The organism is Clostridium pacaense (assembly GCF_020709765.2).
Taxonomy (GTDB): Bacteria; Bacillota; Clostridia; order Lachnospirales; family Lachnospiraceae; genus Enterocloster; species Enterocloster hominis.
Genome location: NZ_JAJFEB020000001.1, coordinates 458,635 through 474,676 on the forward strand (window position 1 = coordinate 458,635; position 16,042 = coordinate 474,676).

Genomic DNA, 16,042 nt, shown 5'->3' on the forward strand with positions numbered 1-16,042 from the left:
TCACACAGTCATATTATATACTCACTTACAAAAACCCAGGAGATTCACAGTATGGCCCCCACACTGTAAACCCCCCGTATCATAACTTTCCACGATTCTTTCCATCGTGGACTTTCCAGTGTGAATTATACCAGTTTTGCTTCAGCAACCAGGAAATCGACTGCTTCCTGAACAGCAAGGTCTTCCTTCATCTGCTCTTTGTCGCGGTCTGACATGTATTCTTTTAACTTATCGACTTCCATCTGGTAAGCTGCAGCCATCTTGGCAAGCTCCTCATCCAGCCTCTCGTCAGAGACCTGGATGTCCTCAGCCTTAACCACTTCCTCCAGCACCAGTCTGGTCTGGATCCTCTTAAGTGCCTGCGGCCTCATCTGGTCCCTCATGGTATCCATGGTCATGCCTGTATACTTCATATACATATCCATGGACAGGCCCTGTCCCTGCATACGGCGGGCAGTATCCTGGACCATGTTGTCAATCTGGCTTTCCACCATCTTATCAGGAATCTCCAGGCTTGCGTTGGCAGCAACCCGGTCAACCACCCTGTTCTCATTCTCAGTGGCAGCTTCTTTCTGCTTCCTCTCAAGAATCTTTGCCTCAATATCCTTCTTGTATTCATCCATGGTCTCAAATTCGGAAACTTCCCCTGCGAATTCATCATCCAGGGCAGGCAGTTCCTTTACTTTGATTTCCTTTACGGTTACCTTGAAGGTAGCCGGCTTCCCAGCCAGTTCAGGCGCATGGTACTCTTCGGGGAAGGTTACGTTTACTTCGCACTCTTCGCCGATATTCCTGCCAACCAGCTGCTCCTCGAATGTATCGATGAAAGAGTGGCTGCCGATGGTCAGCTCATAATCCGTTGCCTTGCCGCCGTCAAATGGCTTGCCGTCAACAAATCCTTCAAAGTCAATGACAGTCTTGTCGCCGTCAGCAACCGGTCTGTCCTCAACGCTCAGAAGCCTTGCATTCTGCTCCTGTACCTTCTTAAGTTCTGCTTCCACATCCTCAGCTGTCACAGCCGCGTCTGCCTTCTCAACTTCAATGCCCTTGTATTCGCCCAGGGTTACCTCTGGCCTTACAGCTACAAGTGCGGTATAAATGAATGGCTTGTCCTTGCCTATCTGCTCCACGGCAACTTCCGGTCTGGACACGATCTCCAGTCCGCTCTCGTCCATGGCCTGCATGCAGGTTGCATTGATGGCTTCATCAGCAGCATCCTCATAAAAAATGCCTTCGCCATACATCTTTTCAATCATGGCACGCGGTGCTTTGCCCTTACGGAAGCCTGGAATATTGAATTTATTCTTATTCTTATTAAAGGCTTTCTTCATTGCATCCTCAAACTGCGCTGCATCTACTTCTATTGTCAGTTTGGCCATGTTTTTTTCTAATTTTTCTACTTGTACACTCATTTTTACGGGTTCCTCCTTAAAATATATGTGATTCGCCCATGAACCATGAGGGCGCTACACTTCAATGTACCATTATAGCATGCTCAAAATGAAAATACCAGCATTTTTTCATAAATTTCCTGTACATATTTCCCTGTATATCCAGCCCCAGTCAGAAACACAGTTTTCGGTCGGATAGTCCATGCCTATCAATATTGAAGGGAGCCAAGACGATGCAGACCACCATTACAGGCGCGGCGCAGCCACGCGGGAACGCCCAAGCCCCATGCTTCACCAAACGGATTGGCTCCGCGGTTTACAATGACATATACGGCAGGGTTACTCGTCATATAAGAGACTGATTCGGGCTTTTCATTCCCTTGGCGCCGTGCTATACTTTATACTCCACTCTATATAGTAAGGAGGAAAAGCACTTGTATACCATTCGACAGGCGATCGAAGACGACGCCGCACAACTGGCCGCGCTGCGGCCTATATTGGATGCAGAGACAGAAAACATGGACCGCGAACCGTGGGAAGCCCACCTGGATGAAGCCGCCTGGCGCGCTATAATCGCCGGGGATAAGGCGGAAAATAACCACCTGTTTTTGGTGGCGGAGGATGGCGGACGGCTGGTGGCCTATTGCCGCTGTGCCGGCTCCCGCTTGGTCCGCCTGCGACATCAGGCCGAGTTTGGTGTATGCGTCTTGAAAGAATACTGGGGGCAGGGAATCGGCGGGGAGATGCTGCGGCGGTGCATTACCTGGGCCGAGACGGGGTCCCGCTTGCACAAGCTAACCCTGCGGGTGATGGCGACGAATACTTCTGCCATCAAGCTGTATGAAAATCAGGGATTTGTACAGGAGGGCATTTTGCGCGATGACAAGCTGCTAAGCGATGGGCGGTATTACGACACCCTGCTCATGGCGCGGATTTTCAAATAGCCGTAAGCTGCGCGAATAAGACCACTGCGGATCATGAGCACGTCATCCTGGCTATCCTCCCGGAGTCACTTGGATTCCCGCTGGAGATTGTGGGCCTGGCAGCCAGCGTCCACGCCTTCAACGACATGGGGAATGACCATGATTAACTGTCTGGATGACCTGGCAGGCACTACCATTGTAGGCCATGCAGAGAAAAAGCGGGTGCGCAAGGAAGGATGCACAGGAAACAGGACGCAGCCGCCAGACAGGTCCTGAGGTTCCCATGCGCAATCCGTCATGCCTTACGTTTAAAACGATATACTTTGCATCACATCAAAAAAACTCCCCCGCTTGTGCCGCATCTTCCATCGATGCGGCACAAGCGGGGGAATTCCATTATTCCTGCGGATTTCATCACTCCTGCAGTTTCATCACTCCTGCAGTTTCATTATTCCTGCGGGTTCCATCACTCCTGCAGTCAACCGCGGCTGTACTGGATGGCTGCCGCAATCTTCTGGGCCTGCTGGGGTCCCTGAAGAAGACGTATCAGTTCAAGGCCAAGATCCAGCGCATATCCCAGGCCCCTGCCAGTGGTGATATTGCCGTCAGTGACAACGCCCTGGCTTGTGTAGGATACCCCGGTAAGCTGCTCCTCAAATCCAGGATAACAGGTGGCTGTCCTGCCCTTTAACAGCCCCATGGCTCCAAGGACACTGGGTGCCGCGCAGATGGCAGCCACCCTCCGTCCCTGCTTATTCGCACGTTCAATGGCTTCCCTAAGCCCCCGGTGTTCCCTCAGGTTATTGGTACCAGGCATCCCACCCGGCAAAAACAGCACATCAGCCTGATCAGGATCCGCCTCCTCAAACAGCGCATCCGCCATTAACCGGATTCCATGGGATCCTGTGACCTCTTTCTTTCCGGACACGGAAACCATTGTCACCTCAACTCCGGAACGGCGAAGCACGTCCACTACCGCAAGACATTCAACCTCTTCCAGCCCTTCCGCCAGAAATGCATAAACCTTTGCCATGATTTTCTCCCTTTCCTGCCATACTGACACAATACAACATAACAACGCACAATATTTTTATTTTATCATTTTAGTCTTTTTCTGAAAAGTGATAAATGATATGATAGTAAAATGGAAAAAATAACATTCCTTAGTAAAATCCACTAATTGCATTATGTATACAGTATTTGGAGGTATGAAAGATGGAAATTGAAAGGAAATATCTGGTGAATCAAGTCCCCGCAGACTACATGGAATTCCCCTGCCATGCCATTGAGCAGGCTTACCTGTGCACCAGCCCCGTGGTGCGCATCCGCAAGGAGGATGACAGCTATTATCTCACCTACAAAGGAAAAGGCCTGATGGCCAGGGAAGAATATAACCTTCCCCTCAATGAACAGGCTTACACCCATCTGCTTAAAAAGGCGGACGGCATCATCCTGACCAAGACGCGTTATCTGATCCCGCTGGAAGGCTCAGATCATCTAACCATAGAATTGGATATATTCGATGGAACCTACAAGGGCCTCATACTGGCCGAGGTAGAGTTCCCCACTGAAGAAGAGGCCCTCACATTCACCCCGCCCCAATGGTTTGGCAGGGATGTAACCTTCTCCGGCGAATACCAAAACAGCAGACTGGCCTGCGGACTGTAGCCCGGCCAGAGGCTGGCTGCCTTTGGCGGGCCTGACCATAGGACAGAAAAAGGCCGGCTGCAGATCAGCCAGCCTCATTCCACTTACGGACGGATGCGCCTCACTCCCCGCATCCCACAAATCTTACTTCTTCTGGACATACTTCAGACAGTCAAGCGTTACTGCCGTGATGATGATGATACCTTCGAATACGAACTGAAGGTTTGTATCAATACCAAGGATGGTAAGGGAGTAGATAAGTACGGTGAATATCAGCACACCGACTACCACGCCAGAAATCTTACCGATACCACCGGTAAAGGACACGCCGCCCACCACGCAGGCTGCGATTGCATCCATCTCCCAGCCCTGGCCATAAGCAGCGGAGCCGGAACCTACCATTCTTGCGCATTCCAGCCATGATCCGAATCCATAAAGGATACCTGCCAGGATGAACGCCCCCATGGTTACCCCGAATACGGAGATACCTGAAACAGCAGCAGCTTCCGGGTTGCCGCCCACTGCGTATAAGTTCTTGCCGAAGGTGGTTTTATTCCAGATGAACCATACGATTACAATTGCCGCCACTGCCCAAAGGATGATGGTTGGGAATCCGTTTACCTTTGGAATGATCATCTTCGGGATTGCCGGTTCAATGGCACCAAAGGACACGCCCTTTGTGGCATAGGTGACAAGACCAAAGATAACCAGCATGTTGGCCATGGTTGATATGAACGGATGCATCTTGAATTTGGCTGTAAAGAAACCTCCAATTGCCGTAAAGCACGTACAGAGGACAATACACATAAACAGTGCGAATACAACCCTTAAGCCGATGGGCATCCCTGTGAAGTCAAACACGTGTCCGAACACAGCGCCTGTATTAATACCCTGGTGCATGATGATGGTTGCGGTGGTCATACCCATACCGACCATACGTCCGATGGAAAGGTCCGTACCGGTAAGGAGGATAAGCCCTGCCACGCCCAGCGCAAGGAACATCCTTGGGGAAGCCTGCTGCAGGATATTCAAAATATTGTTATAGGTAAGCAGTTTTACATTCTTCACCACCGGTGCAGCAATACACAGTCCGATGAAAATCAGGATGATGGCAATATACAGACCGTTCTGCAGTAAGAATGTCCTGCGGTTGAATGTATATTTATAATTTTCCCATTTCTGCGCCCTGGTCTCCATGAAGGTGAATTTGGACAGACGGAGCATATCAATCAGATGATACTGCCATGCAAAAGCAGCATGCCTTCTGTCCTTAATGCGCTGAAGTTCCTTATCTAAGTCCATCTTCGCGTCAAACAGACGGTTCTTATGGACGTACTTCTCATCCTTAATCTCCTGATGGTCGGTAAGCTTTGACAGTGTCTTTTCATGCTCCTTGTTAAGCTCAGCAACCCTGGTGTCATATTTTTCCTTTGCCAGCGCCTTTTCCTGTTCGCAGCTTGCCTTTAACGGCTGATAATAGTCCTTATCAAAATGCGCCTTGAGGTAACCCTCCGCATCGGAAATCAATTTTGCGATTTCATCTTTATTCTTTGCCTCAACAGCCTTTGCCTTTTCCATCTCCGCGCTGTTGGCAGCAATCCTGTTCGCTCTTTCTTCTTTTGTAAGGGAACGGTCCCTCTTTGCCGCATCGATACTGTTCTGCAGGGCTACTACCCTGTTCGTACCATCGGTCCTGAGGCTGTCAATCTTTTTCTGAATTTCACCAACATAATCCTCAATTGGCTGACGCAGCTGCATCTCCTGTTCAGCCGTAAGAGTCTCATTGTTTCCTTTCGCCATATCCATGAATCCCCCTTATAGGTATTTTGCACTGAGCCTCAAAAGTTCTTCCTGATCCGTCTCTTTTGTATTGACAATTCCTGAAAGACGTCCATTTGACATAACACCAATACGGTTCGTGATACCCAGTATCTCCGGCATCTCAGAAGAAACAACGATGATTGTCTTCCCCTGTTTCGCCATATTGATGATCAGCTCATATATTTCATACTTTGCACCCACATCGATACCTCTTGTGGGTTCGTCCATCATAAACACCTGCGGACTGCGTTCCAGCCATTTTCCAAAGATGACCTTCTGCTGGTTGCCGCCGGAAAGGCTGGAAATCATGTCATCAGGACCCATACACTTGGTATGCATGATTTTTATTTCCTTTGCCGTGGCCTTTACCATCTTTGCATCGGAAAGCGCCATTCCTGACATGTACTGCTGCAGGTTGGCAATGGTGGTATTAAAGGTAAGGTCACCCTTTAAAAACAGGCCGTTTGCCTTCCGCTCCTCAGTAATCATGGCAAAGCCATGCTCCATGGCTTCCTTTGCGCTGCTGAAATTCATAAGACGGTTATTGAAATAAACCCGCCCTGCCGCTCTGGTGCGGACACCAAAGATTGTTTCCAAAAGTTCTGTCCGCCCTGCCCCCACCAGGCCGTAAAGCCCGAATATCTCGCCTTCTTTTACGTCAAACGAAACATCCTGCAGATGAGGTTCAAACTTCGTGGATAAATTCTGTATGGACAGGATCACATCCCCAGGGGTATTGTCAACCGGAGGGAACCGGTTATCAAGGGAACGGCCCACCATTGCCGCAATCAGCTCATTCATGTTTGCATCCTTGGTGCTCTTTGTCATGACCAGGTTGCCATCCCGAAGCACTGATATCTCATCGCAGATTTCAAAAATCTCATCCATCTTGTGGGAAATATAAATCAGGGCGATTCCCTGCTCTTTTAACATCCTCATCATCTCGAAGAGCTTATCAACCTCCTGTACGGTCAGGGAGGAAGTAGGCTCATCCAGAACAATCACTCTGGAATTATAGGAAATGGCCTTAGCGATTTCACACATCTGCCTCTGTGATACGGACATGCGACCCATGGGCTGGGTAAGGTTAACGGTCATGCCCAATTTCCTAAAAAGCTCAGCGGCTTCCTTTTTCATTCTGCCTTCATCAATTACACCCATGGAATTGACCGGATAGCGTCCAAGGAACAGATTATCAATCACATTCCGCTCCAGACACTGGTTGAGTTCCTGGTGGACCATTGCAATGCCGTTTTCAAGAGCATCCTTTGGTCCGGAAAAGCTTACTTCCTTGCCATTCAGGAAGATATTTCCCTCGTCTTTCTGGTAAGTGCCGAAAAGGCACTTCATCATGGTTGACTTGCCGGCGCCATTCTCACCCATAAGCCCCATAACGGTTCCACGCTTCACATCCAGGTTGATATGGTCCAGAACCCTGTTACGGCCGAAGGACTTGCTCATACCGCGTATTGATAAGACGATATCATCTTTCTTATCTGCCATTATTTTACTCCTGTATACATAGATTGATTGGTTTCAGTATTAAGTCTAAACCGATTATTAGGGAGAATTTCTTCTCCCTAATAACAGTTAACAGTACATTTTTATTTCAATGATTATTACTGCTCAAGCAGAGATGTGTATGAAGCTGCGTTATCTGTCTTAACCATGTTAATGGCAAATGCGTCATACTGGCTTGGATTTCCAAGACGGTTTGTGATGTTGGACTCAGTCTGTCCGTCACCGCCGATGTAGTCAACCTTCAGGTTGAGAAGCTTATCATACTTCTGAAGCAGTGGCTGATAGGTGGAACCCAGGAAGTTATCAGCTGAGTTGTAGATGTTCAGCCATACAGCCTTTTCAGGGCTTGTGCTGGCATCCAGCTGGTTGGATACAGGCGCATAAACCATGGTGGAATCCATGAAATCCTGATAGTTGTCAGAAGTAACAGCAACGTTCAGGGCGTAGTAGGAACGCTCATCTGCCCTGTATACATATACATCGTCACTCAGGACATTGCCTGCTGGATCTGGTGTTGCAATACCGGTGTTAATGTCAACTCCGTCCAGTGCATTACGAAGCACACGAAGTGTAAGGTATGCCTGTACGTCTGCATGCTGGCTGATTGTGCCGCCGTAGCCTTCTGCGATGGCAGCAACTGCGTCGCTGTTTGCATCATAGCCGAATGTTGGAACGTTGTTATCCTTGGACCATGCGTTGAACATGGACATGCCCATGCCGTCGTTATTGGATACAACGATATCAATCTGGTCGCCGAAAGAGGAAGACCATGTGCCGATTCCGTTACCAGCGGTAGCTGCATCCCATGTAGCTCCTGCGGAGTTCTTCATCTCCTGGGAAGCCAGCTCGCGGACCACGTATGTCTTGCCGCCCACTTCAATGGAGCCGTCCTGTACAACAGTGGCTGTGCCATCTGCGTTTGTACCAACCGGATCGCTGTTGATGTTGCCGTCTTTATCAACGCCTGTTCCAAGAGCCTTACGGACGCCTCTTGTACGTGCAATGGAGTCATTATGTCCGATATCCCCGATTGCCAGGACATAACCGATGATTCCGTCGCCGTTGCGGTCGATTGTGTCAATGTTCTTCTCGATGTAATCCTTAACCATGGTACCCTGAAGCTCAGCGCCCTGGTTGGCGTCGAAACCTACATAGTATGTATCCTTATTGAAATTCAGGGCTGTCATATCCAGCTGTCCTGTAGCACTGCTGGATGGCTGGCGGTTAAACCATACCAATGGTTTGTCTTTGTTGGCCATTTCTGCGCCGCTGTCAGCTGCTGCTGCCTCGGTCGTCGTGTCAGCTGCTGCCTCAGTTGTGGTATCACCACCAGCGGCTGCTGTTGTTGGTGCTTCCGTTGGCTTGCTTCCGCCGCCGCAGGCAACGAGTGATAATGCCATGGAACACGCAAGGGCAACACTTAATGCTTTTTTCATTTTGAATTCCTCCCTTATAAATATTATGATTGTCTTTGGTTGTTTTTGCTTAACAACAAGGCCATTATACGGCCTGGTTGTGCATTTTTCCATAGGATTTTTAAAGAATGATTATAAAATTTCTTTGATTCTGTATTTTTTTATCAGGTTTTTATGGGAGCTTACTTATTTTTAAGCAGTTTTGCCTCCTCCTGGGTCAGGACCCGCTGGGGACACCAGTAATATTTCCCATTGACCAGCGGTACCACGGACTTGGGGTCCTGGTCCAGGGACAGGCTCCAGGCAATGTCGAATATGGCCTGGGCGTAACGTTCCTTGTCCGATTCCACGGTGGCGAAGAGGGTTCCCTCCTCCAGGGCCTTTATGCCCACCGGGGTGCCGTCAATGCCCACCACCTTGATGGAATTGGCCCCTATCCCGGCCCGGTTCATGGCGTCGATAGCGCCCAGGGCCATGTCATCATTGTTGCTGACCACCAGTTCTATCTGTCCCGGGTATTCCTTCAGCCACTGTTCCATCAGGGCGGAAGCCTGGCTCCTGTCCCAGTTGGCAATCCCCCCTGTAATCTTCTCCAGGGGAACCCCTCCGTCCTTCAAGGTCTGGATGGACCACTCCGTACGGATCAGGGAGTCCTGGTGGCTGGTCTCCCCCTCCAGGAGCACATAACTCACCAGACCGTTCCCGTTGGCGTCCAGGGTGCGGGAATCCTTCCTGTATGCATCCACCAGGGCATCTCCCTGCAGCACCGCCGATTCCTTTGCATCCGCGCCCACATAGTACAGCTTTTCCCAGCGGTTCATGTCCTCCTCCACCGGTTCCCGGTTAAAGAACACCACAGGGGTCCCCGCATCCATGGCTTTGTCAATGATGATGGAAGCCGATGAACGGTCCACGCTATTGATGCACAAAGCATCACAGCCCAGGGAAATCAGGCGCTCCACCTGGCTGTTCTGGGTATTCTGGCTTCCCTTGGAGTCCAGGATATCCAGCTTCACCTTAATTCCTGTTTTCTGTTCATATTCCTTTGCCTTATCCTCCAGGCCTGCGCGCAGGGTTCCGATGAAGGTATCATCCCCGCGGTAGAGAAGGACCCCGATGCGGATGGAATTCTTCTTTGTCTGCCGCTGTCCTTCATTTTCCCTGTACTGCCAGAACCCTATGAGGATGCCGATTCCTAAACAAACCGCCAGTAAATAAATCCAATTCCGCTTCATGGCCCATACCCCTTTCATTTTCCCGATTTCCGCTACTCAATGGGATAGAACATTTTCTCATATGTCTTATCCCTCAGCCTGTCCTTATCCACGTAGATGGCCGTAAGCCGCGTCTCCTGCTTCTGGTGCGTGCCCTGTATGGCTTCCACCGCCTGCTTCACGCTTAAATATCCCTCGTCAAACTGGTTATAGGCCGTCATCCCCGTGACAATCCCCTTTTCCAGCGCCCTGAGTAAGGATGTGGTGCTCCCCACTCCGTAAAGCCCTGACACCCTGCCCTGGTATATGGTGTCCTCCTCCAGTATCTGGGCTGCCTGGTCCAGGGACTGTACATCCAGGGCTATGATGGTGATCTTGCCGCTGCCGGGGGAATCCGTTTCCTGGACAGCCTGCCTATATGTGTCCTGGTTCTTCTTCTCAATGAGCCGGTAATCATACCCATGTTCCTCCAGCACGCCACTGACCCCCTCATAGACCAGGGCGCCATCCCCATAGTCTAACCCCTTGCAAAAGAGATAGACCGGGACGTCCTTCGGGGCCTGGGATACAGCGGCCTCCCCCAGCATCCTTCCAATCTCCTGGCTGTCCACACCGATGGTATCCGCCACCCTGCCGCTGGACTGGGGACGGCCAAGAAAGAGGACCGGGCAGCCCGGATTCATGGCCTCCAGCTCCTTGACCGCCGCCTCCGGCTTCACCGGAGCCAGGATGACAGCCCGCGCCCCATCCCTGATTTCCCGTTTCACCAGCTCCGTCTGCTGTGCCTGGTCATGGTCGGCGTAAAGGGTGATGAAGCTGACGTCCCCGTGGAACTCCACCGCCGCCTGTTCCATGCCCTTTTTTAAATTAACATAGTAGTCATCATTGTCCCCGTCGATGATGACGGAAACCGGGTATACCTCGATTTCCTTTTCCTTGATGATAAGGTCCGTGGAGGACATCAAAAACAGCAGGACCAGGATACCGGCCCATATGCACCAGAGAATCTTCCCTTTATTTGACATAGGCTTCCTCTTTCTTTGCTTCCTGATAGGAAATGGCCGGCAGATGCGCCGTCACCGTGGTTCCCTCATCTGGTTCCGACTGGATTTCAAGGCCGTAACCAGTTCCAAAATAGAGCTTGATCCGCTCATTCACATTCTTCACGCCGATACCGGAACCCCTGCCTGAGGGCATATGGTCCGCGGCTGAGAACAGGCGGTCCACCTGCTCCTGGGTCATGCCTAAGCCATTGTCGGACACGCTCATATAAAGGTCATCCTCCCGGCGCCATGCCCTGACCAGGATTTCCCCGTCCCCGTCCATGAACTCCATGCCGTGGTAAATGGCATTTTCCACCAGGGGCTGGAGCATGAGCTTTAAGCTTGCCAGTTCCAGGACATCCTCATCTGCCTCAATGGCATAGGTGAATTTATTCTTATAGCGCATATGCTGGATCATCAGGTAATTGCGCACGTGCTCCAGCTCGTCCCTTACCGGGATGATGCTCTTTCCCTTGCTTAAGCTGATGCGGAAGAATCTTGCAAGGGCCGTCACCACCTTCACGGCCTCGGACTGCTTTTCATTTTCAATCATCCACACAATGATATCCAGGGTATTGTAGAGGAAATGGGGGTTGATCTGGGACTGGAGGGTGTCAAATTCACTTCTCCGCTTGGATTCATGCTCCGCCACAATATCGTTCATCAGCTTCCGGATCCGTCTGGCCATGCTTTGGATGGAAGTGCCCAGATGCTGTATCTCATAGGAACCGGCGCTTTTCACCTCCACCTCCAGGTTTCCTTCCTCAATCTCATTGACCGCCTTCTCCAGCTCCTTGATGGGATCCGTGATCCTGGTGGAAATGTAGGAGTTGATGATGGAGAGGATGAACAGCACGAAGGCGATGATGAACACCATCAGAAGCTTTGTCTTGATGTTGTTGAGGGACATGCCGTCAAGAGGCGTCACGCCCACAATCTTCCATCCCGTATATCCCACGGTCTTCACGGACACAATCCGCTTTTCCCCGCCGAATACCTCCTCGTAATTGCCGTCCTTAAGGCCGGCCGCCTCCAGGTTGTTCTCCCTGACAATGCCGGAGTCGATAAGCTGGGCCTTTGGGTGGTAGATGATTTCCCCATCGCTGCTAATCAGGTACGCATATCCGCCGTTGCCCAGGTTCACGCCGTCAAACAGCCGTTCCAGGCTGTTGTAGCGGATATCAATGAGCAGCACGCCCTGGTCCGTATAGGGACCGTTGGTGATTTCCACTGCCCTTGACATGGAAATGACCCAGCGGTACTGGCTTTCGCTTCCATCGAAGATTGTCTGTACATGGGGTGTGGAGAAATGAAGGTTCTCCGTCTTTAAAAGGGTGTTCTGGAACCAGTTCTCGTCGATTACGTCTATATTGGATTTGAGCCTGGCCGCGGGCACGGATTCCAGCATCTGCCCGGTCTTGGACAGCAGGGCGATATTTTCAATATTATCCTTGTTATTGTCATAGAGAAGGGTAATCTCGCTGCCAATGGAACCGTCCGAAAGGTCTGCGTTCTTGATTACGCCGTAATAAAGGGAATCGGACAGCTTCATCACCGTCTGCAGGTAGGAATCCATGGAACGGTTAATCTGGTTAATCAGTATCTGGTTCTCTTCCTGTATGGTGTCCGCCATCTGTCCCGACAGCCTTGTATAGAGGGAAATTCCGATGAATACGCTGGCAGCCAGGGCGGTCAGCGTAAAATAAATGAATATGATGTAGCGGATGCTGGCCTTCTGCACCCCCTGCCTCTGCTTTTCAAAAAGCATGTCCATCTCCTTACCTTTTCGCTCCCCTGAACTTAGTGGGGGAAATCCCGAAGCGTTTCTTGAACACATAGCTGAAATAGTTCTGTTCCTGATACCCCACCTTGGATGCAATCACATAGGTCTTGTCATCGGTCTTATTGAGCAGCTCCACCGCCTTGTTGAGCCGGACCTCGGTCAGGTAGGCGATGTAAGCCTGTCCCGTCTCCTTCTTGAACATGGTGGAGAAATAGGCCGGGCTCATATGCAGGTGGCGGCAGATTTTCTCCACGGAAAGGTCCGGATCCTGGTAATTGTCCATGATATATTCCTTGGCCTCCTGGATTACCTGCTTCATGGTGTTGTCACGTTCCTGGTTCATCACCTGGTTCATCCGCAGGGCCACGGACAGAAGCCACTGGCTGAAATCCTCTTTTTTCTGCATCTTGGGAATCAGGGCAAAGGTATCCTCGTGCTCCTCCCCCTCCTCCAGGATCTGGGCCATATCCAGGTCATGCTGCTGGATCCTCTGTATGATGCTGCTGGACACGCTCAGCATATAAGCCTGGCACTGGCGGAAATGCACCTTTGCATCGCTCATCTTATCCATGACGCTGCGCACGGCTTCCTCTATCTTTTCCCTGGGGCCGAACTTGATGGCCGCAATCAGCTCCGCCTCGTCCTTGCCGTCAAACTGCAGCTTACCGCCGCTGACCGGCTCCACGTCATTGATGTAGATGGTGCTCCCGCTTCCCACGATGGCCTTGTATCCAAGGGCGTCCACCGCAGCCTTGTAGGAACTGCTGATTTCAGACAACGCCTGGCACCCGTGGCCGATTCCCACCGTGATGGGGACCTCCAGGATTTTCTTTGTCTCCTTGCAGATATCACCCAATACATCAATCAGCCCGGTCTGGCTGTTCTCCCCGTCAATGGCCGCAATGACCGCAATCTCCGCCGCCGCCGTCCTGGCCGAGGTGGCCAGGGCGCAGCGGCAGTAATTCCTTAACTTCTCCTCCACGATCTGCATCACGGAGATGGGAATCAGGTCCTTCTCCTTGTGCAGGGGGAGCATGGCGCTGCCCCGGATTTCCTCCGGCTCGATATCAATGGCGGCAGCCACCCACTTCTTGGCCCCGGCAAGGGGTATGTCATATTCCTGCAGACGGTCGGCCACGGTTTCTTCCGGCACCGGATAACTGATCAGCTCGTTGATGAACTGTTCGCGCAGGATGGGAAGGCTTTTGATATAGTTCTCCCGCAGCAGGCTTACATTCCGCTTCTGTTCAATTTCCTCGTCCAGGTTGGATTTGATGCGCTTTAAGATGGCGGTCAGCTCCTCCACGTTCACGGGCTTTAATATATACTCCGTCACATTCAGCTTGATGGCCTGCTTGGCGTATTCAAAGTCATCGTATCCGGAAAATATGACGATTTTGATGGAGGGATATTTCTGGCGCACCTTCTCCGCCAGGGTCAGCCCGTCCATGTACGGCATACGGATATCCGTAAGGATCAGGTCCGGCTCCAGGGCCTCCACCTTCTCCATGGCGTCCTCCCCGTTCTCCGCGTCCCCCACAACCTGAAACCCTGCTTCTGTCCAGTTAATCTTCCTGATGATGCTCTGTCTGACCTCTTCCTCGTCATCCACCAGAATAATCCTGTATAAGTCCATATGAATGCCCCTTTTCTCCTCTATGATAAAATATCTTTCTGAAATCCTGGCTGTTAATATATCCATTAATTATACAATGAGTCCTATTATTTTGCAATTCCCCGGATGTCCTGCACTGCTTATGAGGCATTATAAGTATAAATAATATATCATTCATATTGTCCTTTAATGCTAATATATGTTATGATAAGTCCTGTAACAGGCAGAATGACAGACCACTACTATCAAAGAGGGAATATACATGGGCGGAATATTTGGTGTTGTATCTAAGAACAGCTGTACATTGGATCTTTTTTTCGGAGTCGATTACCACTCCCATCTTGGTACAAAGCGCGGCGGCATGGCCGTGTATGGGGAACAGGGCTTTGCCCGCTCCATCCATAATATAGAAAACAGCCCGTTCCGTACAAAATTTGACGGCGATTTAAACGAGCTGGAGGGATATTTTGGGATTGGATGTATTTCCGATAACGAACCCCAGCCCTTATTAATCCAGTCACACCTGGGAAGTTTTGCCATCACCACGGTGGGCAAGATCAACAACCAGGACGAGCTGATACAGGAAGCATACAGGAACGGACATATACATTTTATGGAAATGAGTCACGGGCGCATCAATTCCACGGAGCTGGTGGCTGCCCTGATTAACCAGAAGTCTTCCCTGGTGGAAGGGCTGTTGTATGCCCAGGAGCGGATTGAAGGCTCCATGACCATACTGCTGCTGACCCCAAAAGGCATCTACGCTTCCAGGGACAGATACGGCAGGACACCTGTTGTAATCGGAAAAAAGGAGGACGCTTTCTGCGCCTCATTTGAGAGCTTTGCCTTTATCAACCTGGGCTACTCCGACTACAAGGAGCTTGGCCCCGGCGAAATCGTCTTCATGACCCCGGAATCAGTGGAAACCATGAGTCCCCCAAGACAGGAGATGAAAATCTGTTCCTTCCTCTGGGTCTACTACGGCTATCCCACCTCCACCTACGAAGGGGTGAACGTGGAGAGCATGCGCTATGAATGCGGAAAGCTTCTGGCCAAACGGGACGAGGCAAGGCCTGACGTGGTGGCCGGCGTACCTGATTCGGGAATCGCCCATGCCATCGGCTATGCCAATGAATCCGGCATCCCCTTTGCACGCCCCTTCATCAAATACACACCTACCTGGCCCCGTTCCTTCATGCCCCAGAACCAGGGCCAGCGCAACCTGATTGCGAAAATGAAGCTGATTCCCGTGGACGCGCTGATCCGAGGCAAAAAACTGCTGCTGATTGACGATTCCATTGTCAGGGGGACCCAGTTAGGCGAGACCTCTGAATTCCTATACCAGAGCGGCGCAAAGGAAGTGCATATCCGGCCCGCCTGCCCGCCCCTGATGTTTGGCTGCCCCTATCTTAATTTCTCCCGCTCCTCCTCGGAGCTGGACCTGATTACCAGACGTATCATCAAGGACCGGGAAGGTGACTGCGTATCAGATGAACTGCTGGCAGACTATGCCAACCCGGACAGTGGTAATTACAAGGAGATGATGGAGGAAATCAGGAAACGCCTTAACTTTACCACACTCCGCTACCACAGGCTGGACGACCTGGTGGAATCCATCGGCATTTCCCCATGTAAGCTCTGCACCTACTGCTGGAACGGAAAAAAATAA

The 16,042-nt window shown here is 51.0% G+C and carries 12 protein-coding genes; 3 read left to right on the plus strand and 9 right to left on the minus strand.

Going from position 1 to position 16,042, the window contains the following annotated elements; all coding sequences use genetic code 11:
- Positions 1–125: 125 nt before the first annotated feature.
- A complete protein-coding gene (gene tig / locus LK536_RS31795; RefSeq protein ID WP_120058249.1) occupies positions 126–1,412 on the minus strand; it encodes a trigger factor in 1,287 nt (428 codons plus the stop codon).
- A 413-nt stretch (positions 1,413–1,825) separates the two neighbouring features.
- Here tig and LK536_RS31800 point away from each other — a divergent pair, with 413 nt between their 5' ends.
- Complete coding sequence (locus LK536_RS31800; protein WP_227794968.1) at positions 1,826–2,335, plus strand: GNAT family N-acetyltransferase; 510 nt, start codon at positions 1,826–1,828, stop codon at positions 2,333–2,335.
- A gap of 457 nt (positions 2,336–2,792) precedes the next feature.
- Here LK536_RS31800 and LK536_RS31805 read toward each other — a convergent pair whose 3' ends face one another.
- On the minus strand, positions 2,793–3,347 hold the full coding sequence (locus LK536_RS31805; protein ID WP_025482120.1) for a DJ-1 family glyoxalase III: 555 nt from the start codon (positions 3,345–3,347) through the stop codon (positions 2,793–2,795).
- A 182-nt stretch (positions 3,348–3,529) separates the two neighbouring features.
- Between LK536_RS31805 and LK536_RS31810 the strand changes: the two genes are divergently transcribed.
- A complete protein-coding gene (locus LK536_RS31810; protein WP_227794969.1) occupies positions 3,530–3,982 on the plus strand; it encodes a CYTH domain-containing protein in 453 nt (150 codons plus the stop codon).
- A gap of 123 nt (positions 3,983–4,105) precedes the next feature.
- Here the strand turns inward: LK536_RS31810 and LK536_RS31815 are convergent, their stop codons facing one another.
- From LK536_RS31815 to LK536_RS31845, 7 genes are all read right to left on the minus strand, one after another.
- Positions 4,106–5,767: an ABC transporter permease subunit gene (locus tag LK536_RS31815; protein WP_474912006.1), complete on the minus strand. Its 1,662-nt coding sequence runs from the start codon at positions 5,765–5,767 to the stop codon at positions 4,106–4,108.
- 9 nt (positions 5,768–5,776) lie between these two features.
- Complete coding sequence (locus tag LK536_RS31820; RefSeq protein WP_008725240.1) at positions 5,777–7,285, minus strand: sugar ABC transporter ATP-binding protein; 1,509 nt, start codon at positions 7,283–7,285, stop codon at positions 5,777–5,779.
- Positions 7,286–7,401: 116 nt separating this feature from the next.
- Positions 7,402–8,739, minus strand: a complete 1,338-nt coding sequence (locus LK536_RS31825; RefSeq protein ID WP_025482124.1) for a substrate-binding domain-containing protein — start codon at positions 8,737–8,739, stop codon at positions 7,402–7,404.
- Between the two features lie 161 nt (positions 8,740–8,900).
- A complete protein-coding gene (locus LK536_RS31830) occupies positions 8,901–9,953 on the minus strand; it encodes a galactose ABC transporter substrate-binding protein (RefSeq protein WP_008725236.1) in 1,053 nt (350 codons plus the stop codon).
- A 32-nt stretch (positions 9,954–9,985) separates the two neighbouring features.
- A complete protein-coding gene (locus LK536_RS31835) occupies positions 9,986–10,957 on the minus strand; it encodes a substrate-binding domain-containing protein (protein ID WP_227794970.1) in 972 nt (323 codons plus the stop codon).
- The gene (locus LK536_RS31840) at positions 10,947–12,743 is read right to left on the minus strand and encodes a sensor histidine kinase (protein ID WP_227794971.1); all 1,797 of its coding nucleotides are present in this window, start codon (positions 12,741–12,743) and stop codon (positions 10,947–10,949) included. Before LK536_RS31840 ends, LK536_RS31835 begins: the two co-directional genes overlap by 11 nt.
- A gap of 10 nt (positions 12,744–12,753) precedes the next feature.
- The gene (locus LK536_RS31845; RefSeq protein WP_008725233.1) at positions 12,754–14,394 is read right to left on the minus strand and encodes a response regulator; all 1,641 of its coding nucleotides are present in this window, start codon (positions 14,392–14,394) and stop codon (positions 12,754–12,756) included.
- A gap of 241 nt (positions 14,395–14,635) precedes the next feature.
- On the opposite strand from LK536_RS31845, the gene LK536_RS31850 reads away from it, so the two are divergent.
- A complete protein-coding gene (locus LK536_RS31850) occupies positions 14,636–16,042 on the plus strand; it encodes an amidophosphoribosyltransferase (RefSeq protein WP_008725232.1) in 1,407 nt (468 codons plus the stop codon).

Excerpts from the sequence above, each read along its gene's own strand:
- LK536_RS31835 (WP_227794970.1), bottom strand. The coding sequence starts at position 10,957 with ATGTCAAATAAAGGGAAGATTCTCTGGTGCATATGGGCCGGTATCCTG.
- LK536_RS31820 (WP_008725240.1), bottom strand. The coding sequence starts at position 7,285 with ATGGCAGATAAGAAAGATGATATCGTCTTATCAATACGCGGTATGAGC.
- LK536_RS31815 (WP_474912006.1), bottom strand. The coding sequence starts at position 5,767 with ATGGATATGGCGAAAGGAAACAATGAGACTCTTACGGCTGAACAGGAG.
- LK536_RS31830 (WP_008725236.1), bottom strand. The coding sequence starts at position 9,953 with ATGAAGCGGAATTGGATTTATTTACTGGCGGTTTGTTTAGGAATCGGC.
- LK536_RS31825 (WP_025482124.1), bottom strand. The coding sequence starts at position 8,739 with ATGAAAAAAGCATTAAGTGTTGCCCTTGCGTGTTCCATGGCATTATCA.
- LK536_RS31805 (WP_025482120.1), bottom strand. The coding sequence starts at position 3,347 with ATGGCAAAGGTTTATGCATTTCTGGCGGAAGGGCTGGAAGAGGTTGAA.
- LK536_RS31845 (WP_008725233.1), bottom strand. The coding sequence starts at position 14,394 with ATGGACTTATACAGGATTATTCTGGTGGATGACGAGGAAGAGGTCAGA.
- LK536_RS31850 (WP_008725232.1), top strand. The coding sequence starts at position 14,636 with ATGGGCGGAATATTTGGTGTTGTATCTAAGAACAGCTGTACATTGGAT.
- tig (WP_120058249.1), bottom strand. The coding sequence starts at position 1,412 with ATGAGTGTACAAGTAGAAAAATTAGAAAAAAACATGGCCAAACTGACA.
- LK536_RS31840 (WP_227794971.1), bottom strand. The coding sequence starts at position 12,743 with ATGCTTTTTGAAAAGCAGAGGCAGGGGGTGCAGAAGGCCAGCATCCGC.
- LK536_RS31810 (WP_227794969.1), top strand. The coding sequence starts at position 3,530 with ATGGAAATTGAAAGGAAATATCTGGTGAATCAAGTCCCCGCAGACTAC.